This window comes from Limnobacter alexandrii, assembly GCF_005871185.1.
Classification (GTDB): Bacteria; Pseudomonadota; Gammaproteobacteria; order Burkholderiales; family Burkholderiaceae_B; genus Limnobacter; species Limnobacter alexandrii.
Window position 1 is genome coordinate 22,965 of the sequence record NZ_SWKN01000013.1, and the last position, 23,541, is coordinate 46,505.

The following is a 23,541-nucleotide window of genomic DNA, read 5'->3' on the forward strand; positions in this document are numbered from 1 at the left end:
GGGCACCATGAATAAAGAGCCAAAAGATTTGATAGTTGGGCTGGACATTGGCACTGCGAAAGTTGTCGCCATGGTTGCGGAGCTGTTGCCAGATGGCCGCTTCGAAGTCATTGGCGTGGCGCAACATGAATCGCGGGGATTGAAAAAAGGCGTAGTGGTCAACATTGAGTCCACAGTGCATTCCATTCAACAGGCTTTGGAAGAAGCCGAGTTGATGGCCGACTGCAAAATTAAAACCGTGCTCACAGGCATTGCAGGCAGCCACATTCGCAGCTTCAATTCCTCAGGCATGGTTGCGATTAAAGAACGCGAAGTAACCCAAGCCGATGTGGCGCGCGTCATTGAAACAGCCAAGGCCGTGAACATTCCGACTGATCAGCAAATTCTGCATGTGCTGCCGCAAGAATTTATTGTGGACGGTCAGGAAGATGTACGCGAGCCACTGGGCATGAGTGGTGTGCGTTTGGAAACCCGCGTACACATTGTGACGGGGGCAGTGTCTGCTGCACAAAACATCGTGAAGTGTGTTCGCCGCTGTGGTCTTGAAGTGCAAGACCTGATGCTGCAGCCGCTGGCCTCCAGCATGGCTGTGTTGACCGAAGATGAAAAAGAATTGGGTGTGGTGCTGATTGATATTGGCGGCGGCACCACCGACATCGCGGTGTTCACTGGCGGCGCAATTCGCCACACGGCGGTCATTCCAATTGCGGGTGATCAAATCACCAATGACATTGCAATGGCTTTGCGTACCCCAACACCCGACGCGGAAGAAATCAAAATTCGTCACGGTGTGGCCAAACAGGTATTGGCCGACCCTCACGCCAAAATCGACGTGCCCGGAATAGGCGAGCGCGATCCACGCACTTTGTCAAAACAAGCGCTGGCTGCTGTCATCGAACCACGTCTTGAAGAGTTGTTCTTGATGGTGCAACAAGTATTGCGCGAATCGGGTTACGAAGAATTGTTGTCCTCAGGTGTTGTGTTGACCGGCGGCACCAGCTTGATGCCGGGCATTGCAGAACTGGGCGAAGACATTTTCATGAAACCAGTGCGAATTGGTGTTCCCGATTACGCAGGTGGTTTGGCTGACATGGTTCGTACCCCCCGTTTTGCAACAGCCATGGGTTTGCTACATGAAGCACGCGCGCAGCATTTGCGTGGTCGCCGTGTGGCTTCGCAGGGTGGCGGCCTGAAGCAAACGGTACAGAAAATGAAAGAGTGGTTTTTGGGTAATTTTTAATCGTAGTTTTTAACTTTAATTTTTTCGGCGATGTTCAATTTTTGCTAGATAGGAGGCAAACACCATGTCATTTGAAATTCTCGAGACAGAAACCCAAGGGACTGTCATTAAAGTTGTAGGTGTAGGCGGCGCGGGCGGTAACGCGGTGGCCCACATGATTGCGCAAGGCGTTCAAAACGTCGAATTCATTTGCGCCAACACAGATGCACAAGCCTTGGCCAAAACCAAAGCCAATGTGCTCATTCAGTTGGGTAAAACCGGCTTGGGTGCAGGTGCAAAACCTGAGGCTGGCCGCCAGGCCGCAGAGGAAGACCGTGACCGCATCCGCGATGCACTGCGCGGTGCGCACATGGTGTTTATTACTGCCGGTATGGGTGGCGGTACAGGCACGGGCGCAGCGCCTGTGGTGGCTGAAGTGGCGCAAGAGTTGGGCATTCTGACCGTGGCCGTGGTGACCAAGCCTTTTGAGTTTGAAGGCACCAAGCGTTGCAAGGCTGCAGAAGAAGGCTTGGAAAAACTGTCCAGCAAAGTGAATTCACTAATCATCGTGTTGAACGAGAAGTTGCTGGAAGTGGTTGGCGACGATGCCACACAGGAAGACTGCTTCATTGCAGCTGACGATGTGCTGCACAACGCATGTGCAGGCATTGCAGAAATCATCAATGTCGAAGGCAACGTGAACGTCGACTTCGAAGACGTGAAAACCATCATGTCAGAAGTGGGCAAGGCCATGATGGGCACCGCAACTGCCAACGGTCCAGACCGTGCACGTGAAGCCGCCGAGCAAGCCATCGCCTCTCCGTTGCTGGAAGGTGTCGATTTGTCGGGAGCACGTGGCGTGTTGGTCAACATCACTTCAAGCAAGAGCCTGAAGCTGAAAGAAACCAAGGAAGTCATGAACATCATTCGCGCCTATGCGGCTGAAGATGCCACAGTGATTTTTGGTACTGCCTACGATGAAACCATGGGCGACGACCTTCGTGTAACCGTGGTTGCCACTGGTTTGGGCCGCAAGGCAGCCAAGCCAACTTTGGTACAGGCCGAGCAATATCAGCCCATGGCACGTACAGGCACATCAGACGCGTTTGGTGGTCAGCAAGGTGAAACGGATTACGCCATTCCGGCCGTATTCCGTAACCCGCGCGACAATGCCGCTTCACGCGTACAGGCTTTGCAGGACAGTGGCATGGACCGGTTTGACATCCCTGCGTTCTTGCGTCGTCAGGCCGACTGAACGTAGCGAGTCAGCCAACGCAAGCGATCCGCTTTTCGAGAACATTTTCGAGAAGTGAATGTCCTATCAACACCCTCGGTGGTTCGCGGGTGAAGTTTGCAGTTTTGCCGAAGACTGCAAATCCGCGATCTACCCAGGGTCGCTTGTGTGGTGTATTTTTAAGGTTTTTGGAGAAGTATAAAAATGACAATCAAGATCGGTGACAAACTGCCCAACGCAACCGTGTTCGAGTTTTTTCACGAAGAAACCGAGGGCTGTTCATTGGGTCCCAACAAATTCGAGGTGGAAAAAGAGCTGGCCGGTAAAACAGTGGCGATCCTTGCCTTGCCCGGGGCTTACACCCCAACCTGTTCAGCCAAGCATGTGCCCGGGTTTATCGAGCATTTTGATGCCTTCAAAGCCAAGGGCGTTGATGAAATCTGGTGCATTTCTGTGAACGATGCTTTCGTCATGGGCATGTGGGGCAAGTCCATGGGTGCTGAAGGCAAAATTCGCATGTTGGCCGACGGCTCTGCTGAATTCACCAAAAAAATTGGCATGGAACTGGACCTGACCGCGCGTGGCATGGGTGTTCGTTCCAATCGCTATTCCATGTTGGTGAAAGACGGCGTGGTGACCCAGTTCAATCTGGAAGCGCCCGGCGTTTTTGAGAACAGTACCGCAGAAAAACTGCTGTCCCAGATCTGAGAAATAACCGAGAAAACAGGGTAATTCGTGCAATTTTGCGACACTTTTACCCCGTTTTAACCCTAATTGGAGTTTGACCTCCATAAAAAATCTTGGGTTGAACTGAGCTGCTGGTTACACTTCGGTGACAATTCAAGGAAAGTTGTGTGAAACAGAGAACCCTAAAACAAGTGTTGAGTGCCACGGGCATTGGCTTGCATTCCGGCAAGCGAGTGACCATGACGCTGCGACCTGCGCCCCCTGACACGGGAATCGTGTTCCGGAGGGTCGACCTGCCCGAGCCGGTCGACTTCCCCGTGAATGCGCTCGCGATCGGTGACACGCGTATGGCGTCTACCCTTGAGAAAGACGGTGCCAAGGTTTCCACAATTGAACACCTGATGTCTGCCTTGTGTGGTTTGGGCGTTGACAATGCCTACATCGACCTGACCGCGGTGGAAGTGCCCATCATGGATGGCAGCGCCATTTCATTCGTGTTTCTAATTCAACAGGCGGGTTTGGTTGAACAATCTGCCTTGAAGAAGTTTATCCGTGTCAAAAAAGCAATTGAAGTTCGGGAGGGCGAGGGTGCAAACCTGAAGTACGCCAGTTTGAAGCCCTACGACGGCTTCCGCCTGAAGTTTGAAATTGATTTCGGCCACCCGGCGATTGATAAAACCGGGCAGATGGTTGAAATTGACTTCTCAAGAACTTCTTTCACCCGAGACATCGCCCGGGCACGCACCTTTGGTTTCACGCAGGATGTGGAAACCTTGCGCAATCTGGGCCTCGCACTGGGCGGTAATCTGGACAATGCGATTGTGATGGATGAGTACCGAATCCTGAATTCGGACGGTTTGCGCTACGACGACGAGTTTGTCAAACACAAAGTACTGGATGCCATCGGCGACTTGTACGTGATCGGTCATCCAATTATTGGCGAATACCAGGCCTATCGTTCCGGACACGGTTTGAACAACCAACTGATCCGGGCCCTGATTCAGGACGCCTCTGCCTTTGAGGTGGTGACCTTTGAAAGCGTCAGGGAAACACCTACTGTATTTAGAGCAGATTGGGCAGTTGCCTAGGCGCCCAATTGTAAAATAATATTAAACATAACAAAATCTTGTAGTTTTCGGATACATTCTAGAAACTACTTGAATTTGTGATGTTTGTTGAGGGCTTGGGTGGCCTCCTTCAGTGGCGAATCTCCCAGCCGGTTTTCAAGGTCCAGCCATGCTTTTTTGGCTGCATCCGAGAAAACAGCCCTTTTTGGGCGACGTTCCAACTGCTTCGATGTCAAGGGGTTGGTTTGTATTTGTAGCTGAATTTCGTTTATATTCATGCCCGAACCCTGCAGATGTTGAATCAGGCTGGGTAAGGATTGCCTCAGGCGCGTCAGCGCCGCCGGGGTCGACACGAAAATTTTTAGTTTGTCTTTTTTGATGGGTCCAACACTGAAGGTTACGCCGCGAAGCGACGGCCAGCTGTGAATGATCTTCTCAAGTCGACGCGACTGCGCCGCTTGAGTAATTAGCGAGCTTGTTTGCGGTTCCTGCATCAGGCTGGCCAAGGGAGATAATGCGGAATGCTTGGGTTTCACCAGGTGTTCTCACTAAAACCCGTTCAAAACGGGTGAATTCGGTTCGCTACGCGGATTGAGGAGGTTATACATGCAGTTAATTCTTATGCGGGGTCCTTTTTCTCGCACCAGTGTAATCAGTATCAAGACCAGCCACATCGCTTTGTTGTTTGTTTTGCTGGTTCTTTTGGCGGGTTCTTTCACGGCTGCCGGCCTGTATTTGGCTGCGCGCTATGGCGAAGAAATTCCCGTGGTACAAGACATTGTATATGCGCGGCAGCTGGCCAAACACCACGATGTGGCTGAAACCGGCAGCCCCCTGGACGCCATGGCCATTCGTCTGGCCGAGATGCGTGCGCAACTCGCCCGTCTGGATGCCGTCAGTGTGCGATTGTTGAAATCCAACGGGCTAGACACCAAAGTTACCTTGACCGAACAGCTGGGCCAAGGTGGTTTGCAACAGAAAGATGAAAAGTCTTTGAATTTCCGGGAAGTCAAAACGGCCATCTCGGCGGTGGCCAGCCAAATTGAACGGCAGGCCGATGTGTTCAGCATCATCGATACCGACCTTCAAAGCGCCCGCGTCAAGTTTCTCAGTGTTCCCAACGAATCCCCCCTGACAGACACCATCGCAGTCAGCAATTTTGGCAACCGGATTGATCCCTTCACCGGGCGTCGTTCAGTTCACGAAGGCATCGATTTCATTGCGCCAACTGGTACCCCCATTCTGGCTGCCGCCGCTGGTGTGGTGGTAGAGGCCAAGTGGCACCCAGGCTACGGCAATATGGTTGAAATTGAGCACAACAACAAAACCACCACGCGCTATGCCCACGCATCCAAGCTGCTGGTCAAACCCGGTGACATTGTGCGCCTGGGTCAAAAAATTGCCTTGGTGGGCAGCACAGGCCGCTCCACTGGCCCACACCTGCACTTCGAGGTGCGTGTAGATGGTGTCCCACAAAACCCCAACAAGTTTTTGGAAAAGAACGGTCTTCCCCGTCCTGGTCCGTCAACTGTAGCCGCCTTGAACGGCTTATTCTCGGAAAGCGCTGCGGTCCCGCTGGACTAAGCTTCGCGTGCTAAACTTCTAGGCTGTTTTTGGAATCGACCGGACCCAAAACCCGGTCGATTGACTTTCAGGCCCCACATGGGTCGAACCAGCCGACATTATGATCACAGACACTCTGAAAAAGCTTTTTGGCAGCCGCAATGAACGGTTGCTGAAAACCTACCGTAAAACCGTCAACCAAATCAACGCGCTAGAGCCTACCGTTCAGGCCCTGAGCGACGATGCCCTGCGCGCGAAAACCATCGAATTCAAAGAGCGCCTGGCCAAGGGCGACACGCTGGACAGTTTGCTGCCCGAGGCGTTTGCCGTTGTGCGCGAAGCCAGCGTGCGGGTGTTCGGCATGCGGCACTTCGATGTGCAGCTGATCGGCGGCATGGCCCTGCATCAAGGCAAAATTTCAGAAATGCGCACCGGTGAGGGTAAAACACTGGTGGCCACCTTGCCTGCGTACCTCAATGCGCTGGAAGGCAAGGGCGTTCACGTGATTACCGTGAACGATTACCTGGCTTCCCGCGATGCTGCGTGGATGGGCAAGCTTTACAGCTTTCTGGGTTTGACGGTGGGTTGCAACCTGTCCCGCATGCCGCACGACCAGAAGCAGGCTGCTTACGCCTCCGACATTACATACGGCACCAACAACGAATTTGGTTTTGATTATCTGCGCGACAACATGGTGTACAGCGTGGGTGAGCGCGTACAGCGCGGCCTGAATTACGCGATTGTTGACGAAGTTGATTCGATTTTGATCGACGAGGCGCGCACGCCTTTGATCATCTCGGGTCAGGCGGACGACCACACCGAGATGTACCGCAAGCTCGACAGCTTGCCCAAGCAACTGGTGCGTATGCAAAGCGAGCAAAAGCCCGGCGAGGAAGAGGTTCCAGGCGACTTTTTCGTAGACGAGAAAGGCCACCAAATCCAGATGAGTGAAGCTGGCCATGAGAAGGCCGAGCAAATTTTGACCCAAATGGGTTTGTTGCCAGAAGGTGCCAGCCTGTACGACGCTGCGAATATTTCGCTGATGCACCACGTGATGGCCGCCCTGCGCGCCCACAACCTGTTTCACAAAGACCAGCATTATGTGGTTCAAAACGGTGAAGTCATCATCGTGGATGAATTCACAGGTCGCCTGATGCCGGGTCGCCGCTGGTCTGATGGCTTGCACCAGGCTGTGGAAGCCAAGGAAGGTGTCCGCATTCAAGCCGAGAACCAAACGCTTGCGTCCATCACATTCCAGAATTACTTCCGCATGTACAAGAAGCTGTCTGGTATGACCGGTACAGCCGACACCGAAGCGTTTGAATTCCAGTCCATTTATGGTCTAGAAACCGTGATTATTCCAACGCATCGCGCCATCCAGCGTAAAGATGCGCAGGACAAGATTTACAAAAGCGCGCGTGAGAAATACAACGCCATCCTTGAAGACATCAAGGACTGCTACGAACGCGGCCAGCCTGTGCTGGTGGGTACTACATCCATCGAGAATTCCGAGCTGATCGCGAGTTTCCTTGAGCAAGAGAAACTGCCCCACAATGTGCTGAATGCCAAGCAGCATGAGCGCGAGGCCGAAATTGTGGCGCAGGCAGGGCGCCCGAAAGCCATCACCATTGCGACCAATATGGCTGGTCGTGGTACCGACATTGTGTTGGGTGGCAACCTGGAACGTGAGCTTGCCGGCATTGAAAACAATGCGGAAATTGACGAGGCCGCCAAACCGGCACTGATCGAAAAAGCTCGCGCTGAATGGAAACTGCGCAACGAGGCCGTATTAGCTTCGGGTGGTTTGCACATCATTGGTTGTGAACGCCATGAAAGCCGCCGAATTGACAATCAGCTGCGCGGCCGTGCTGGTCGCCAGGGCGATGCGGGTTCATCGCGTTTTTACCTGTCGATGGAAGACCAGTTGCTGCGCATTTTTGCGGGCGACCGGGTGCGCGCGATCATGGAGCGCCTCAAGCTGCCAGAAGGCGAGGCCATTGAAGCAGGCATTGTCTCTCGCTCAATCGAGTCTGCCCAACGCAAAGTGGAAGGCCGCAACTTCGACATTCGCAAGCAATTGCTGGAATACGATGATGTGTCCAATGAGCAGCGCAAAATCATTTATGCGCAGCGCAATGAAATTCTGGAATCGGCTGAAATCCGCGAAACCATCGGCAACTTGCGTCATGGCGCACTGGAATCTGTGTTCCGTGAGTACATTCCCGAAGAATCCGTTGAAGAACAATGGGATCTGGAAGGTTTGGAAACCGTGTTGCACAACGAGTATCAGCTAGAAGCCACCTTGCGCAAATGGCTCGAAGACGATGCGAAAAGCTCGGACGAAGACTTCCTGAAGCGAATTCTTCAAATGGCGGATGAAATTTACGAGGCCAAGGTTCAACTGGTCGGTGTGGATTCATTTGCCAAGTTTGAGAAAACGCTGCTGTTGCAAAGCATTGACACCCACTGGCGTGAGCACCTGGCCGCACTGGATTACCTGCGCCAGGGCATTCATCTGCGTGGTTACGCCCAGAAAAACCCCAAACAGGAATACAAGCGCGAAGCGTTCGAATTGTTTGGAGCCCTGCTGAACCGTGTGCGTGACGAAGTGGCCAAGGTGTTGCTCACCGTGCGGGTTCAATCTGCAGAGCAGGTGCAACAGGCGGAGCAGCAACTGGAACAGGAAGCGGCCGCGCACCTGGGCAATATGCAATACCAGCATCCAGATGCCAGCGGTGAAGAAGAAAAGGCTGAGGAAGAATCGCGCGCTGCTGCACCCGCCAATGTTCCGCGCAGGGTCAGTGAGAAGGTGGGCCGTAATGACCCATGCCCTTGTGGCTCTGGCAAGAAATACAAGCAGTGCCACGGGAAAATTTCCTGAAACTATTGAAATATGTGCGCAAACGCGCGTGCCAAGGAGTTGATCGCCATGCCCGTGAATTTGAATGTACCCGCCGCTGATTCACTGTTTCCAGTTGCCGGTTTGGACATGGGTTATGCCATGGCCCAAATTCGCAAGCCCAACCGAAAAGATGTGTTGGTGGTGCGTGTGGCCGAGGGCAGCAGTGTGGCAGGCGTATTCACGAAAAACCGCTTTTGTGCGGCACCGGTTCAGGTTTGTCAGGCCCATTTGAAGGCGGGCAAGGGCATTCGCGCTTTGGTGGTGAATACCGGTTGCGCCAACGCTGGTACAGGCGAACGTGGTTTGGCCGATGCACGCGCAACCACGGCCAAGGTGGCTGAACTTCTAGGCGTCGAGCCCGAGCAAGTACTTGTGTTTTCAACCGGCGTTATCCTCGAAAACCTGCCAATGGATCGCTTGTTATTGGGCATTGATCAAGCTGTTGCTGGTTTGGGCAAGGCCGACTGGCTGGATGCAGCCACTTCAATCATGACCACCGACACCCTGCCCAAAGCCAGCAGTCGCAAACTGAAAGTGGGCGCTGGGGAAATCGCAATTACTGGTGTGTCCAAAGGTGCGGGCATGATTCGCCCCAATATGGCGACCATGCTGGGGTATTTGGCCACCGATGCCGCCATTGCACAGCCTGTGCTGGACAAGTGGACCACTGCCATGGCCGATGCGTCGTTCAACCGCATCACGATTGACGGCGATACCTCAACGAATGACAGCTTTGTCGTGATTGCCACCGGCAAAAGCAAGGCCGTGAATATTCAAACTGGCAATGAGCCTGAAGCCGCAGCCGTGTTCGACGCATTGAAGGCCGAGTCGATCAAGTTGGCCCAGGCGATTGTGCGCGATGGCGAGGGTGCAACCAAATTCATTACGGTGAAGGTAGAACAGGCTGGCAGTGAAGAAGAAGCGTTGAAAGTGGCTTATGCAATTGGTCATTCGCCTTTGGTGAAAACCGCTTTCTTCGCATCTGATCCCAACCTTGGCCGTATTTTGGCGGCGGTGGGCTATGCCGGTATTGATGACCTGGATCAAACCAAAATTCAACTGTACCTGGGCGATGTGTATGTGGCCCAAAACGGTGGCCGTCACCCCGATTATCGGGAAGAGCAAGGACAAGCCGTGATGAACGATGCGGAAATTACGGTGCGTGTGCAACTTGGGCGTGGCAATGCCAGTACCACCGTGTGGACTACCGACTTTTCGCATGAGTATGTCACCATCAACGCGGACTACCGCAGTTAAAACGGCTGCGCCATGAGTACCCAGCACAACGACACCAAGGCCATTCTCGAGCAACTTAGCCGAATAGCCCAAGCCTTGGAGCAGGGGGTGATGAAAGCCCCGAATAACTGGAATGCCTCCACGGCATTTCGTTTGCACCACCGCGCAGGGCAATTGCGCCTTGAGCCAGTTAAAACAGTTGAGTCACTGGATGCGGCAGTGCTCAAGAACATTGGCCCCCAACTAGAGAAAGTGGACCAGAACACCCACCAGTTCGTAAAGGGCTTGCCCGCCAATAACGTGTTGCTGACTGGTGCCCGTGGCACTGGTAAATCCAGCTTGGTGCGAGCCATGCTGAGCCGCTATGCGCCACAGGGTCTACGCTTGATCGAGGTTGATAAAACAGACTTGCTGTTTTTGCAGGATGTGGTTGACCTGGTCAATGGCAGGCCCGAACGTTTTATTGTGTTTTGTGATGACCTGTCTTTCGAAGAGGGTGAGGCGGGTTATAAGGCCCTGAAAAGCGTGCTTGATGGCTCGATCGCGGGTACGTCTGACAATGTGCTCATCTATGCCACCTCAAACCGCCGCCATTTGTTGCCCCAAATGATGAAGGACAACCTTCAAACCCAGCACATGGACAATGGCGAAATTCGTCCCGCCGAGGGCATTGAGGAAAAAGTATCACTGTCAGACCGGTTCGGTGTGTGGGTATCTTTTCATGCGTTCAATCAGGATGAATACCTGGCCGCCGTTCAGGTGTGGCTGGAGCATTTCAACATGCCCTACACCGACGAGGCTCGCCACATCGCGCTTCGCTGGACCATTGAGCGTGGCAGCCGCAGTGGTCGCCTGGCTTACCAGTTTGCCAAGCATTGGGCTGGCTCCAAAGGTTTGTAAGCCGAGTGACGAGTACCCCTTTAAAACCCAGAATCGATGTTGCGGTGGCCGTGGTATTCAATGCCCACGGCCAGGTGCTGTGGGGGTGTCGGCCAGAGGGGAAGCCTTATGCCGGTTATTGGGAATTTCCTGGCGGCAAAGTAGAGCCTGATGAAACCGTGTGGCAGGCCCTTGTCCGTGAATTAAAGGAAGAGCTCGATATCACCGCCCTTGAAGGTGGTCCGTGGTTTCGTATTGAACACGATTACGAGCATGCCAACGTACGTTTGCACTTGTACCGGGTGTGGCGTTTTGAAGGTATACCCAAATCACTTGAGCAACAGCCCTTTACCTGGGCCAGCCTTGACAGCGCTGATCTCTCCCCGATTTTGCCCGCGACCGAACCCTTGCTGCCCAAATTGGCCCAGCCTACGGTGATGGCATTGAGCAATTATGAGGCTGGGTTCGAGGCCTGTTCCAAGCGATTGGAGAAGGGTTTGAATGGCTCGAAAATGCCCGTGTATGTTCAGTTTCGGGAAAAAACCCTGCGCGGCGATGCATTAATTCGTGCATTCGAACATTGTTATGGCCTGTGTCAAAAAACAGGGCAGGCCATGCTGTTGAACTCGGACACCTGGATAAACCTTCGTGATCATCTGGACGCATTGCCATGCCCGCTGCATTTGACGCAGGCGCATTTGCTGTCGGGTCAGTTTCAGGATTTTCAGTGTGCGGGTGCTTCAGTGCACGATGCAGCCAGCCTGACAGCGGCTTTTGACCGTGGCTTGGGCTACGCCGTGCTAGGGGCTGTGAAACAGACCATTTCACATCCCGGGCAGTCGGGTTTGGGCTGGGGGAATTTTCTTGAAATTGCGCAGGGTGCGCGTTTGCCGGTGTTTGCAATTGGTGGTTTGGCTTGGGAAGACGTTCGCGATGCCCGCCTGCATGGGGCCCACGGCATTGCAATGCTCAGTCAGTTCACGGCTTGAGCCTGCCAAACTACAAATTACACAGTCTGATCTTGAATTCGATGGGTTCAAGATAGGGGTTGTTTTTGCTGACCCCGTTGGCATTCGGAATGTTGAAGCGAATCCAAAGCATGTATTTGTTGGCGCTGAATTCAGGCACTACTTCCAGATCGCTTGGTAAATCAACCCGCAAAAGCTGAAAGGTTTTGCCGCTCATTTGCTGGGTGTAATTGCCTTGTTCCGCCGTCACCATGCTCATTTCTCCGCTGTGGCGCAAAATTTTCAGAACAAGTTCAATTGCTTTGGCCAAAGGGCGCATGGGCTCAAACCAAGCCTCAATATCAACACGGCGCGCCTGGGCTGATCGGGACTGCCAGCGGTGGTAACCAGGCAAATCAAACTCACAAACGCCGCCCGGAATCGTGCAACGACTGCGAATAATCATCAGGAATTCATTGTCGCGCAAATGGTAGCCAAGCCTGCCATTGCACTGGTTGAGATGGGTCGCTGTTGAATCAATGCTCGCGAGGGTTTCTTCAAGCATGTTGCGGTCAACGCCCGGGTGGCCGCGAAACTGCACCAGCGACGCCCTTTGGCGGTCAAGTTCTTGAAGCAAGTCGCTTTTCAAGTCGGCTCTGGAGCCCACTTCGATGATTTCAAAGAGGGTAAGCAGGGCTGTGTGATGGTCCAGTCGGTGGTCTTGCGACATGAAGAAGCCAAATTTGGCGAACAAATCCTCAAGGCGCAAGAGCGTGCGAATTCTCTCGTTGAGTGGAAACTCGTAAGTGGTGATTTGAGTGACCGGATTGGTGGTCTGTTGTTCGTCTGTAACTTGAGTCACCGAGCCATCGCAATTAAAAGGAACATCAGGTGTGATTGTGGCGCACCTGTGGTTTTCATGCAAATAGCAAGATCACTTTTGGGCTTTTTTTATTAATTTTTCGTGCATAAAGTCGATTTTTTCAATCAGTTCGACTAGCTCGCCATTGTTTTCAATCACCAGGGTGGCCCCGGCCAGTCGAGTCTCTCGGGTGGCCTGGTTTTGCATCACAGCGCGCACCTGCGTTTCTGGCCAACCATTGCGTTGAATCACCCTGTGGACCTGTTGTTCCACAGGGCAATCCACCACAATAATTTCGTCCATCAATTCACCCCAACCCCCTTTTTCGAACAGCAGGGGCACCACCAGTACAAAATACAGAGGGGCTCCAGCATCAAGTTGTTGTTGAACAAGCTGACGAATTTTGGGGTGAAGAATTTTTTCAAGCGTCAGGCGCTTTTCTGGCTCCTTGAACACCAACGCCCGCATGTGGTCGCGATTCATGCTGCCATCGGGCAGCACCGCCTCGGGGCCAAAAGCTTTTTGTATGTCGGGCATGGCCAGTCCCCCGGCCTTTGTCAGGCTGTGGGCAATTTCATCGGTGTCAATCACGGTGGCACCCAGTGCTTGAAGCCGGTTTGAAACCGCAGTTTTCCCGGAACCGATTCCACCGGTTAGTCCAACAACCAGTTGCTGAGGTTTTTCTAGTGCAATGTGCATGGCGTGTTCAAATCCATTTGGTCAGGTCAAAGCCCGCCATCCATGCCAGCGCACCCATGACAAGGCAGGGGCCGAAGGGAAAAGCATCGGTTTTTTTCTTGCCGCGAATGGTTTGAATGACCAAGCCAAACACAATGCCCGAGACGGAGGCAAACAACACCACGCTGAATAGCGATGTGACACCGAGCCAGGCACCAATTGCAGCCAGCAATTTGAAATCGCCGTAACCCATGCCTTCTTTGCCGGTTGCCAGTTTGAACAGCTGATAAATCAGCCACAACACCAGGTAGCCCAGGGCTGCACCGGATACGGCGCTGGCCAGTGGTACAAAATCGAAGAACAGGTTGAACAGCAAACCGGCCCACAGCAAGGGCAGGGTAATGCTGTCTGGCAACAGATAGGTGTCAAGGTCGATCAGTGCCAAGACCAAGAGGCTGGCCGCAAATGCCATTAAGGCCAAGGCCACAACGCCAGGCGGATTGAGCGAGGCAATCGCCAGAAACACACCGCCGCAAAGAAGCTCAACCACCGGGTAACGCATCGAAATTTGGCTTGAACAATGCCCGCATTTGCCACGCAGCAACAAGTACGACAGCACGGGAATGTTGTGCCAGGCTTTTAGTGGGGTTTTGCAGGCGGGGCAATGGGATGCGGGAAGAAACAGGTTGAACCGCGGGAGTTCCTCGGGCTCGCGACCTTGAGCTTCGGCTAGGTCGGCGTCCCAGGCGCGTTGCATCATGATGGGCAATCGGTGGGCCACCACATTCAGCAGTGAGCCGATACACAATCCCAGCAACGCGCTGAGCAAAAGCCATTGGGCGGGCTCCAAACCATTCAGTGCGGTCAAACAATGTCTCCCATGTTGAAGATTGGCATGTACATGCCCACAATAAGCACGCCCACCAGTATGCCAATAATGCACATGATCATGGGCTCCATGACGGTGGACAGTGTATCCACTTTGTCATCCAGATTGGTTTCGTACTGGTTGGCCAGTCGTTCAAGCATGGAGTCCATCCTTCCGGATTCTTCGCCAATGCGAATCATCTGAATCGATTCAGGCGGAAATAATCGACTGGTCTCCATGCTGTCTGAAACCCGGCCACCCGAGGCCACGGCTTGTCGTATTTCAAGTGTGGCCTCCTGAAAGCTTCGAATGTCAGACACGCTGGCCACAGATTCCAGCGCGGAAGTAATGGGTACGCCCGAAGCGCTCAAGGTGGCAAAGGTGCGTGTCCAGCGGGCGTGGACCGCTGTTTTTATCAGGTCTCCGATCAGTGGCACGCGCAACAGCACAACGTCCATTGAGCTTTTGAGTTTCTGATTGCGTCGATACATTTGAAGAAGGCTGTATATGCCGAGCCCCAAAGCAGCCAGCAGCATCAGGCCGTATTGCTGAAGAAAGTCGGATGCTTTTAGCAGCAATGTGGTGAGCAAAGGCAGTTCGGCGTTGAACTGCGAGTAAATGGACTTGAACGATGGCAGCACAAACAGCAACATGCCCACGGTAACCCCAATGGCCACCAGCACCACTATGCTTGGGTAAATCATGGCCTTGCGCACCTTTTGCCGAATGCGCAGGGTTTTTTCGATGTGGGTGGCCAGGCGGCCCAATGCCGTGTCCAGTTCGCCTGCATTTTCACCCGCTGCCAGCGTGTTGCAAAACAGGTTGTCAAAGCAGCGCGGGTGTTTGCGCATGGCTTCGCTAAGCTTCAGGCCGCTTTCCACGTCTGCGCGAATGGCTCTGACCACAGTTTGAATACCGCGTTTGTGTTTGCTGGTCATGCCGCCGGCAATCAAGCCAAGACTTTGCCCCAGGGGTACACCCGACTGGATCATGACTGCAAGTTGCCTTACAAACGAGGCCACCATGGCCAGTTGAATTTTGCTGCCAGTGTAAGGTTTGGCCTTTCGAAGTGAGCTGGCTTTGACACCCTGTCGACTAAGCTGGTAGCGAGCATGGTCAATTGACCTTGCCCTGATTTCACCTGTTCGGGCTTTGCGTGCCCTGCCTTTGGGCTTTTCAGTCCACAAGAAAAGAAGATCGCTGGACTGGGTTTTGTCTTTCAGGTGTGCATTCATTGCGCGCGCTCGCAAGCTGATTAATCGGCTTTTGTCGCGCTCAGAATTTCCTCAATGCTGGTAATGCCCAATCGAACTTTGGCAAGGCCTGATTCACTCATGCTGGCAATGCCCTCTTGGCGTGCCTGGCGCTCCATGTCAAGGGCGGAAGCGCTTGAAATAATGAGTTCCTGCATGGTCTCGGACACGGGCAACACCTCATAAATCCCGGTGCGACCTGAGTATCCTGTGCCATTGCAGGCATCACAGCCAACCGCGCAGAAGGGTGTCCAATCCTCTTGGGGGACTTCCTTCAACAAACCGGAATTGGTCAAGGCTTGAAGCCCAAGTGGGTGTGGGGATTTGCAATTGCACAGTTTACGCACCAGTCGCTGCGCGATGATCAGGCTGACTGAGGAGGCAATGTTGAATGTTTCAACGCCCATGTTTTTCAGGCGAATAATGGACGACACGGCATCGTTTGTGTGCAAGGTAGACAATACCTTGTGCCCTGTTTGTGAGGCCTTGATTGAAATATCTGCTGTTTCAAGATCACGTATTTCGCCCACCATGATTACATCGGGATCCTGACGAAGCAAGGCACGCAGGGCCTTTGCAAAGGTCAGGCCAATTCGTTCGTTGATGTTGACCTGGTTGATTCCTGGCAGGTTGATTTCTGCAGGATCTTCCACGGTACTGATGTTGATGGAATCATCGTTTAGCATTTGCAGAAAGGTGTACAGCGACACGGTTTTGCCGCTGCCAGTGGGGCCTGTAACCAAAATCATGCCATGTGGTTTCGCCAAGGCTTTCTCCACAGCCGCGCGCTGGGTGTTGTCAAATCCCAGTTGCTCCAGTTTTAACAGTGATTTGCTGGAGTCGAGCAAACGCATCACAATTTTTTCACCAAACAAGGTGGGCAGGGTGCTGACCCGGAAGTCGATTTTTCGCTCGTCTGCCCCCAAGGTAAGGCGAATGCGGCCGTCTTGAGGTATCCGTGTTTCCGTCGTGTTCAAGCGGCTCATGATCTTGATTCGAGCTGCAATCTTTGATTTGGCCGCCAGGGGTGGCTGAGAAGTTTCCTGAAGCACACCGTCAATACGAAATCGAACCCGATAGCTTTTCTCGTAGGGTTCAAAGTGAATGTCGGATGCACCTTTCTTCAGGGCATCGTTGAGCACCCGTTGAACGAAGCGCACAATTGGCGCATCGTCCACGTCTGGCGAAACTTCTTCGTTGTTTGAGTTGCCCGCATCAGATTCAACCTCGGTCAGCAAGCCCTCGTCCATGCCCTGGGACGGGTCGTTTTTCTCAATCCTGTTCAGTAGTTTGTCGTATTCAACCACCACGGGTTCTACCTGCAGTTGGGTGCGAAATTTCAGTTGTTGAATGGTGCTCAGGTCGGTGGGGTCGGCCATGGCCACGCTTAGCGAGCCATGTCGGCGATTCAGTACAAAGGCTTCCAGTCCTTTTTCAGCTTGAACCAAATCTGTTTCAAGCCCCTCGCGGGAATCATCAAACTGGCTCAGGTCGAGCAAAGGGTAACCAAAATGTTGGGAAACGGTACTGGCCAGTAGCTCGGCGCTCACCAATCGGTTGTTCACAATCCACTCAGCCACTGAGCGGCCTTGTGCTTCCTCGGCGGTCAGCTGCTCCACTTGGGCGTTGTCCAGAATTCCTTTGGCGGTCAGTGCCCGTATAAGCCCGGAGCTTTTGACAATTGCACTACTGATGCTCATAGATCAAGGTCCTTGAAGGTGAACGGTTTGGATCAACAGCGGTATTGCCCAACTATGCGTATTCAGTATGTACTTATCAATCACCTAGGCGGATGTTTTTGTGCCAGTCAGGTGTTGCGATTCACCGCAACGTCGCACAACAGGGTCAGCGCTTCGGTGTACGGGTTCGGTGCCAAGGTGCCCAATCGGATTTTGGCTGATTCGGCCAGCGCAAGTGCTTTGTCCCGGGTGTACTTCAGCGAACCGGTTTGTTCAATGCTTGTCATGATGGCGCTGACATCCTGGGTGCCGCCGTTGGCGATGGCATCCCGAATTTGAGCCTGGACCAGTGGCGCGGCATGTTGCATGGCGTGAATCAGGGGCAGGGTGGGTTTGCCTTCGCGAAGATCGTCTCCCACATTTTTACCCAAAGCTGCACTTTCACCAGCGTAATCCAGTACATCATCGATCAACTGAAAAGCACTGCCCACCTCGGCGCCAAAGCGCCCTAGGTTGGCGATGGATTCCCTGCTTTGGCCAGTCACAATACCCGCTAGCCGGCAAGAAGCTTCAAACAGCTTGGCGGTTTTGAAGTCGATAACCTGCATGTACCGGGTTTCGGTCACATCCGGGTCTTTGCAGTTCAGCAACTGGAGTACCTCACCCTCAGCAATGGTGTTGGTGGCCTCCGAGAGCACGTCCATCACGTCCATCAAGCCAATTTTGACCATCATTTGAAACGAGCGGGAGTACAGGAAATCGCCCACCAGCACGGCTGCCGAGTTCCCGTATTCCGCATTCGCGGTCAGGCGGCCACGGCGCATGTCGGATTCGTCAACCACATCATCATGCAGCAAGGTGGCAGTGTGAATGAATTCAACAATTGCTGCCAATTCAATGGCTTGTGACATTTGCTGGGGGTTGGCACCCAGGGCGCGGGCTGTCAGAATAACCAATGCAGGACGCAACCGCTTTCCGCCGGCGTTGATGATGTAGTCGCTGATTTGATTGATCAGGCTGACCTCGGAATGCAGGCTGGTGCGAATGACTTGATCAAGTTGTTGCATGTCGGCTGCAATCGGCAGCAACACGCTTTTCACACTGGGCGCAGGGCTAGGCATGGGTTTTGAGGCATATGTGGGTTAATTGCGTTGCGCATATTGTACTTGAGGGTGTTTGCGAAAAGCCCCACAGGGTTTGCAGAATGTACTAACTTTGCGCACAAGGCTTTGACATCATTGAATTTTCCGAGCATAATTGCGGGCTATCCGAATTTTTTCGGATTCATATCAATGAAAGTTTGATTAAAGACTTTGGTAAATTTAAGGGTCAACTATGTACGCGGTCATAAAAACCGGTGGTAAACAATACAAAGTTATCGCTGGTGAAAAACTTAAAGTAGAACAGATACCTGCTGACATTGGCCAAGAAATCTCTCTGGACGAAGTGCTTGCCGTTGGTAGCGGTGACACCGTAAAAGTGGGTACTCCACTGGTTCAAGGGGCTTCGGTCAAGGCAGTTGTTTTGGCACACGGTCGTCACGACAAAGTGAAGATCTTCAAGATGCGTCGTCGCAAGCACTATCAAAAGCGTCAAGGCCATCGCCAGAACTACACTCAAATCCAGATCCAAGCCATCAACGCTTGATAGAGGAGAATGACTCATGGCAAGTAAGAAAGGCGGCGGCTCTACGCGCAACGGACGTGACTCAGAAGCCAAGCGACTGGGTGTGAAGGTGTTTGGCGGCCAGGCAATTAATGCCGGCGGCATCATCATTCGCCAACGCGGCACACGTTTTCATGCTGGCGACAACGTCGGCATGGGCAAAGATCACACATTGTTCGCCCTGACTGACGGTCAGGTGCAGTTCTCAGTGAAGGGCGCCCTGCGCCGCAAAACTGTGAGCGTGGTCAGCGAAGGTTAATTCCTTCGGTTGCACCGCACACCGTGCTTGGTCCAATAGCCCTGCATTGCAGGGCTATTTTCGTTTGGGGCCAAGTACATTCATTTTCAAAGTAATCAGGTAATAAGAGTAAGGTCAGGCATGAAATTCATCGACGAAGCAACAATTGAGGTGTTTGCGGGCAAGGGCGGCAATGGCTCGGGCAGCTTTCGTCGTGAAAAATTCATTCCCAAGGGCGGCCCGGACGGTGGCGACGGCGGCAAGGGCGGCAGTGTATTTGCTGAGGCTGACCGCAACCTGAACACTTTGATTGATTACCGCTTTTCAAAGCAGCACCGTGCCAAGGGTGGCGAGAATGGCCGTGGGTCTGATTGCTATGGTGCAGCCGGCCCCGACATCGTGCTGAAAATGCCTGTGGGCACCACCATTGTGAATGCTGAAACCGGTCTGGTTGTGGCCGACCTTACTGAGCATGGGCAACAGGTCTTGATTGCCAAGGGCGGCGACGGCGGATTGGGCAATATTCACTTCAAAAGCAGTGTGAACCGCGCGCCGCGCCAGTTCACCAAGGGCAAGGACGGTGAGTCTGCCCGCTACAAGCTTGAATTGAAAGTGCTGGCCGATGTGGGCCTGCTGGGCATGCCCAACGCAGGCAAATCCACCTTGATTGCCGCAGTATCAAATGCTCGCCCGAAAATTGCAGATTACCCGTTTACCACCCTGCACCCTAACCTGGGTGTGGTGCGGATTGGTCATGCGCAAAGCTTTGTGATCGCCGATGTGCCAGGCTTGATTGAAGGTGCTGCGGAAGGCGCAGGCCTGGGGCACCAGTTTTTGAAACACCTGAGCCGCACCCGTGTGCTGTTGCACCTTGTGGATTTGGCGCCGTTTGATGAAAACGTTGACCCGGTGCACGAGGCTGCCGCCATTGTGGAAGAATTGCGCAAATACGACGAAGAGCTGTGGGCCAAGCCCCGCTGGTTGGTGTTGAACAAAATTGACATGATTGCGGAAGAAGACCGCAAAGCGAAGATCGACGATTTTGTAAAACGTTACACGAAGAAAACTGGTTGGCAAGGGCAGGTTCATCCCATTTCCAGCCTGACAGGCGAAAACACGGCCAACTTGATGCGGTCGGTTTACGAAAACCTGGTTCAGCAAATGCAGGTGGAGTTTCCGCCCGAGCCCGATGCCCGTTTTCGCGAAAGCACCGGCACACTCATTAATCCCGAACAAACTGGCGACGATCAGGAGTAACTTCCGTGGCAGGGAAATCTCTGGCAAATCAACGTGTAGTGGTGAAAGTAGGCAGCTCGCTTGTGACCAAGGGTGGCAAGGGCGTTGACATGGAGTCCATTCGTTCCTGGGCAGCGCAAATTGCTGAATTAACCCACCAGGGCTGCGAAGTGGTGCTGGTTTCCTCAGGCGCAATTGCTGAGGGCCTGAAACGTTTGAAGTGGGCCAAGCGCCCGCGCGAAATTCATGAGCTTCAAGCCGCTGCGGCGGTGGGGCAAATGGGTTTGGTGCACGCCTATGAAATTGGCTTCGCCGAACATGGCCTGGTGTGTGCGCAGGTGCTGTTGACCCATGCTGATTTGGCCGACCGCGAGCGTTACCTGAATGCGCGGTCCACCCTGTACTCCCTGTTGGGTCACAAAGTGGTACCCATCATCAATGAAAACGACACCGTGGTCACCGACGAAATTCGATTCGGCGACAACGACACCTTGGGTGCACTGGTCACCAACCTGGTGGAGGCGGACACATTGGTGATTTTGACCGACCAGGTGGGCCTATTCGATTCAGACCCTCGGAAACGTCCTGACGCAAAGTTCATTCATGAAGAAACTGCAGGCAATCCGGAACTTGAAAAAATGGCGGGCGGTGCTGGCAGCAGTGTAGGCACCGGCGGCATGATCACCAAAATTCTCGCGGCCAAGCGCGCTGCGCGCAGCGGCGCAGCCACGGTGATTGCCAGCGGCCATGAGCCCAATGTGCTGGTGCGTCTGATGAACGGCGAGCCTGTAGGCACCTACCTAAAAGCGCCCTTGGGTCGCTTGGCGGCGCGAAAGCAATGGATGGCCGACCATTTGAAATTGAAAGGTTCGCTGTTGCTGGATGCCGGTGCTGCCGAGGCCTTGCGCAAGAAAAAAGGCAGCTTGCTGCCCATTGGTGTAACCGGTTGCCAAGGCAATTTTCAGCGTGGCGATGTTGTGGCCTGCTTAAGCCCAGAAGGCGAGGAAGTGGCGCGCGGCCTCGTAAATTATGCCGCGGCTGAGGTCAAAAAAATTGCCAAGCAACCGACCAGCGCGATAGAGTCCATCCTTGGTTATCTGGACGAACCTGAGCTGATTCACCGCGACAACATGGTGGTATTGGCCTGACACACACAATTTGCCAAAGAGGAGTGGGCTGATGGAACTGACGATGTGGAGAAACAGCGGGCAGTTTTTTGACTGGAAAGGTCACTCCATCTTTGTGCAAGACACCGGCGTGGCCAACAAACCAGTGCTGCTGCTGATTCATGGCTTTCCAACTGCCAGCTACGACTTCCATTTGATGTGGCCAGAACTGGCTGAATCGCACCGCTTGATTGCCTTTGACATGCTGGGCTATGGCTATTCCGACAAGCCCCGTACCTGGCAGCATTCCATATTTAATCAAGCCGACATTGCAGAGGCCTTGCTCAAAAGCAAAGGCATTACAGCATGCACGATGATCACTCACGATGTAGGCGACACCGTGGGGCAGGAAATTCTGGCTCGTCATGCAGAAGGCAAGCTGGGGTTCAAGCTTGAGCGTGTGGTGATGTTCAATGGCGGGCTTTTCCCGGAAACCCACCGTGCCATTCTGGTACAGAAGTTGTTGCTAAGCCCGCTGGGTTTTGTGTTTACCCGGCTGATGAAAAAAGAAAAGTTGGCTGCCAGCTTGCGCAGTGTGTGCTCCGCCGGTTTGAGCGACGCAGACATTGACGCTGCCTGGACCCTAATGGCCCACAAAAAAGGCAATTTGTGCATGCACCTGTTGATTCAGTACATGCGCGAGCGGCGCGAGAATCGCGACCGATGGGTGCAGGCTTTGCAGAAGGCTGACATGCCTTTCACCTTGATCGATGGCGTTGAAGACCCCATTTCTGGCGAGCACATGGTGCAACGGTTTGAAGAGTTGGTGCCCGGCAAGCAAACCATTCGGCTTGCTGGTTTGGGACACTATCCACATCTTGAAGATGCGCCGGCGGTGTTGGCGGTTTTGAAGCCGTTGCTTGTGCACTAGCCTGGTTGTGATTAACTCAGAATAGTGGTTTTTGCTCTGTGTGATCCCTGTTGATACGCTTCGCTTTTTCTCGAGGGGTAGCCATGTCATATGAGGTGGATTACGCATTTCTTTCCAAATTAGAGGGCGGGTGCAGAACCGGTGGGTACATACCTGATTTGGAAAAAAGTAAAAGTGGGGTAACCGTTGCGACAGGCTTTGATTTGGGCGCACGTAACGAAGATGATCTGCGTCGTCTAGGTATTCAAGGGACTTTGTTCAAAAAGTTGTCACCTTATCTGGGTTTAACAAGGCATGATGCTGCAAAGAAACTTGAAAAAGTTCCTTTAAATATTTCGACAACCGAATGTTTATTTATTGATCAGGTGGTTAAAACCCATTATCTGGTGCAGCTTGCCAACAGGTACAACAACGCGATTTCAAGTAGCGCTGTGAAATTTGAAGACTTAAAGCCCGAGTTTCAAACGGTGATTACCTCAGTATCTTTTCAGTATGGTTTGGAATTGGCCCGGTCGGCTCCAAAGTTTTGGGCCTCTGTTGTTGGGCAGGATTGGAAAGCCGCTGTCAAAATACTTCGAAACTTTCAGGATCAATATCCAACGAGAAGGAATAAAGAGGCTGACTTGATGGAGGGGGCGCTTTGAGAACTCTTCTGCTGTCTTTTTTGCTCGCGCTTGTTGGGTGCTCAAATGGCATCCCCACCGCAAATGACTATTTATGGCTTGATCCTGAAGTGCGCGAGAAGGTACAAAACTCATCTGAAGAATTACTGATATCCCGGCCTCCAGTCGAATTTTCGGACGGGATTTCAGCAAGTAATTGTGAGGAGTATTTTCAGCGACAAGGTGAGGTTAGCGAGACTGCCGAGAACTACTCTGCACGCTCCCATTATTTAATTTGTGACGCGTTGAAGCTGGCCGCCACATGGCCACCAAAGCTCGAGGATAAGCCGATTGAAGAAGACCTGTCTTTGTGTTCGACTTTAAGTTTGAGTAGTTTCGTACATTCCCTTCGACCACGTATTGAAGCGGATGGCGCTACGCTGACCCAGTTGTTTGGCGAGGAGGCGATCGAGGGAGTGAATACCTGTAGTTTCCAAGGAGAGGGTCGAAACTTTGTACTGAATGCGGTTTTGCTTGTTCAGGAAAAGGAAAGACCAAAGCGGATGTGGGTGTGGGTGATCGATGAGATACTGGATGCGACATATCGTGCTTACACGCCAGTCTGGTTTATGTTCGATGAGTCCCGAAGTATGTGGATCGCCGATTATTAAAAAAAACGCGAACCAGGT

General features: G+C 53.1%; 23 protein-coding genes. 16 read left to right on the top strand and 7 right to left on the bottom strand.

Annotated features, from left to right (window positions below; genetic code table 11):
- The first annotated feature begins 7 nt into the window (after positions 1–7).
- The 4 genes from ftsA (at position 8) to lpxC (ending at position 4,228) form a co-directional block, all read left to right on the top strand.
- Positions 8–1,240, top strand: coding sequence for a cell division protein FtsA (gene ftsA / locus FCS97_RS15785; protein WP_138519404.1), 1,233 nt, complete (start codon positions 8–10; stop codon positions 1,238–1,240).
- 64 nt (positions 1,241–1,304) lie between these two features.
- A complete protein-coding gene (gene ftsZ, locus FCS97_RS15790; RefSeq protein ID WP_138519405.1) occupies positions 1,305–2,474 on the top strand; it encodes a cell division protein FtsZ in 1,170 nt (389 codons plus the stop codon).
- 183 nt (positions 2,475–2,657) lie between these two features.
- Positions 2,658–3,161, top strand: a complete 504-nt coding sequence (locus FCS97_RS15795; protein WP_138519406.1) for a peroxiredoxin — start codon at positions 2,658–2,660, stop codon at positions 3,159–3,161.
- Positions 3,162–3,307: 146 nt separating this feature from the next.
- Positions 3,308–4,228, top strand: coding sequence for a UDP-3-O-acyl-N-acetylglucosamine deacetylase (gene lpxC, locus FCS97_RS15800; RefSeq protein WP_138519407.1), 921 nt, complete (start codon positions 3,308–3,310; stop codon positions 4,226–4,228).
- A 65-nt stretch (positions 4,229–4,293) separates the two neighbouring features.
- Here the strand turns inward: lpxC and FCS97_RS15805 are convergent, their stop codons facing one another.
- Positions 4,294–4,743 carry a hypothetical protein gene (locus tag FCS97_RS15805; protein ID WP_138519408.1) on the bottom strand — a complete coding sequence of 150 codons (450 nt, stop codon included), beginning with the start codon at positions 4,741–4,743 and terminating at the stop codon, positions 4,294–4,296.
- 70 nt (positions 4,744–4,813) lie between these two features.
- Between FCS97_RS15805 and FCS97_RS15810 the strand changes: the two genes are divergently transcribed.
- The 5 genes from FCS97_RS15810 to FCS97_RS15830 all read left to right on the top strand — a co-directional run bounded on the left by FCS97_RS15810 (position 4,814) and on the right by FCS97_RS15830 (position 11,776).
- A complete protein-coding gene (locus FCS97_RS15810) occupies positions 4,814–5,791 on the top strand; it encodes a M23 family metallopeptidase (RefSeq protein ID WP_138519409.1) in 978 nt (325 codons plus the stop codon).
- A 100-nt stretch (positions 5,792–5,891) separates the two neighbouring features.
- Complete coding sequence (gene secA / locus FCS97_RS15815; RefSeq protein ID WP_138519410.1) at positions 5,892–8,651, top strand: preprotein translocase subunit SecA; 2,760 nt, start codon at positions 5,892–5,894, stop codon at positions 8,649–8,651.
- A gap of 48 nt (positions 8,652–8,699) precedes the next feature.
- The gene (argJ, locus tag FCS97_RS15820) at positions 8,700–9,929 is read left to right on the top strand and encodes a bifunctional glutamate N-acetyltransferase/amino-acid acetyltransferase ArgJ (RefSeq protein ID WP_138519463.1); all 1,230 of its coding nucleotides are present in this window, start codon (positions 8,700–8,702) and stop codon (positions 9,927–9,929) included.
- A gap of 12 nt (positions 9,930–9,941) precedes the next feature.
- The gene (locus FCS97_RS15825; RefSeq protein ID WP_138519411.1) at positions 9,942–10,808 is read left to right on the top strand and encodes an ATP-binding protein; all 867 of its coding nucleotides are present in this window, start codon (positions 9,942–9,944) and stop codon (positions 10,806–10,808) included.
- Between the two features lie 5 nt (positions 10,809–10,813).
- The gene (locus FCS97_RS15830; RefSeq protein WP_171035347.1) at positions 10,814–11,776 is read left to right on the top strand and encodes a Nudix family hydrolase; all 963 of its coding nucleotides are present in this window, start codon (positions 10,814–10,816) and stop codon (positions 11,774–11,776) included.
- A 10-nt stretch (positions 11,777–11,786) separates the two neighbouring features.
- Here the strand turns inward: FCS97_RS15830 and zapD are convergent, their stop codons facing one another.
- The 6 genes from zapD to FCS97_RS15860 form a co-directional block, all read right to left on the bottom strand.
- Positions 11,787–12,548 (bottom strand): cell division protein ZapD, encoded by a 762-nt coding sequence (zapD, locus tag FCS97_RS15835; protein WP_425460754.1) that lies wholly within the window; start codon positions 12,546–12,548, stop codon positions 11,787–11,789.
- Between the two features lie 120 nt (positions 12,549–12,668).
- Positions 12,669–13,295: a dephospho-CoA kinase gene (gene coaE / locus FCS97_RS15840; RefSeq protein WP_138519414.1), complete on the bottom strand. Its 627-nt coding sequence runs from the start codon at positions 13,293–13,295 to the stop codon at positions 12,669–12,671.
- A 7-nt stretch (positions 13,296–13,302) separates the two neighbouring features.
- Positions 13,303–14,142, bottom strand: a complete 840-nt coding sequence (locus tag FCS97_RS15845) for a prepilin peptidase (protein ID WP_138519415.1) — start codon at positions 14,140–14,142, stop codon at positions 13,303–13,305.
- Positions 14,139–15,377 (bottom strand): type II secretion system F family protein, encoded by a 1,239-nt coding sequence (locus FCS97_RS15850; RefSeq protein WP_138519416.1) that lies wholly within the window; start codon positions 15,375–15,377, stop codon positions 14,139–14,141. Before FCS97_RS15850 ends, FCS97_RS15845 begins: the two co-directional genes overlap by 4 nt.
- A 20-nt stretch (positions 15,378–15,397) precedes the next feature.
- On the bottom strand, positions 15,398–17,095 hold the full coding sequence (pilB, locus tag FCS97_RS15855) for a type IV-A pilus assembly ATPase PilB (RefSeq protein ID WP_138519417.1): 1,698 nt from the start codon (positions 17,093–17,095) through the stop codon (positions 15,398–15,400).
- Positions 17,096–17,202: 107 nt separating this feature from the next.
- Positions 17,203–18,195: a polyprenyl synthetase family protein gene (locus FCS97_RS15860; RefSeq protein ID WP_138519418.1), complete on the bottom strand. Its 993-nt coding sequence runs from the start codon at positions 18,193–18,195 to the stop codon at positions 17,203–17,205.
- Between the two features lie 214 nt (positions 18,196–18,409).
- Between FCS97_RS15860 and rplU the strand changes: the two genes are divergently transcribed.
- The 7 genes from rplU (at position 18,410) to FCS97_RS15895 (ending at position 23,523) form a co-directional block, all read left to right on the top strand.
- A complete protein-coding gene (rplU, locus tag FCS97_RS15865; RefSeq protein ID WP_130558484.1) occupies positions 18,410–18,721 on the top strand; it encodes a 50S ribosomal protein L21 in 312 nt (103 codons plus the stop codon).
- A 16-nt stretch (positions 18,722–18,737) separates the two neighbouring features.
- A complete protein-coding gene (rpmA, locus tag FCS97_RS15870; protein WP_105027263.1) occupies positions 18,738–18,998 on the top strand; it encodes a 50S ribosomal protein L27 in 261 nt (86 codons plus the stop codon).
- 120 nt (positions 18,999–19,118) lie between these two features.
- Entirely contained in the window at positions 19,119–20,234 is a 1,116-nt protein-coding gene (gene cgtA, locus FCS97_RS15875) for an Obg family GTPase CgtA (protein ID WP_138519419.1), read from the top strand.
- Between the two features lie 5 nt (positions 20,235–20,239).
- On the top strand, positions 20,240–21,361 hold the full coding sequence (gene proB, locus FCS97_RS15880; RefSeq protein WP_138519420.1) for a glutamate 5-kinase: 1,122 nt from the start codon (positions 20,240–20,242) through the stop codon (positions 21,359–21,361).
- 31 nt (positions 21,362–21,392) lie between these two features.
- Complete coding sequence (locus FCS97_RS15885; protein WP_138519421.1) at positions 21,393–22,250, top strand: alpha/beta fold hydrolase; 858 nt, start codon at positions 21,393–21,395, stop codon at positions 22,248–22,250.
- An 83-nt stretch (positions 22,251–22,333) separates the two neighbouring features.
- Entirely contained in the window at positions 22,334–22,894 is a 561-nt protein-coding gene (locus tag FCS97_RS15890) for a pesticin C-terminus-like muramidase (protein ID WP_138519422.1), read from the top strand.
- Positions 22,891–23,523 carry a hypothetical protein gene (locus FCS97_RS15895; protein ID WP_138519423.1) on the top strand — a complete coding sequence of 211 codons (633 nt, stop codon included), beginning with the start codon at positions 22,891–22,893 and terminating at the stop codon, positions 23,521–23,523. The genes FCS97_RS15890 and FCS97_RS15895 overlap by 4 nt, the downstream gene beginning before the upstream one ends.
- Positions 23,524–23,541: the final 18 nt, after the last annotated feature.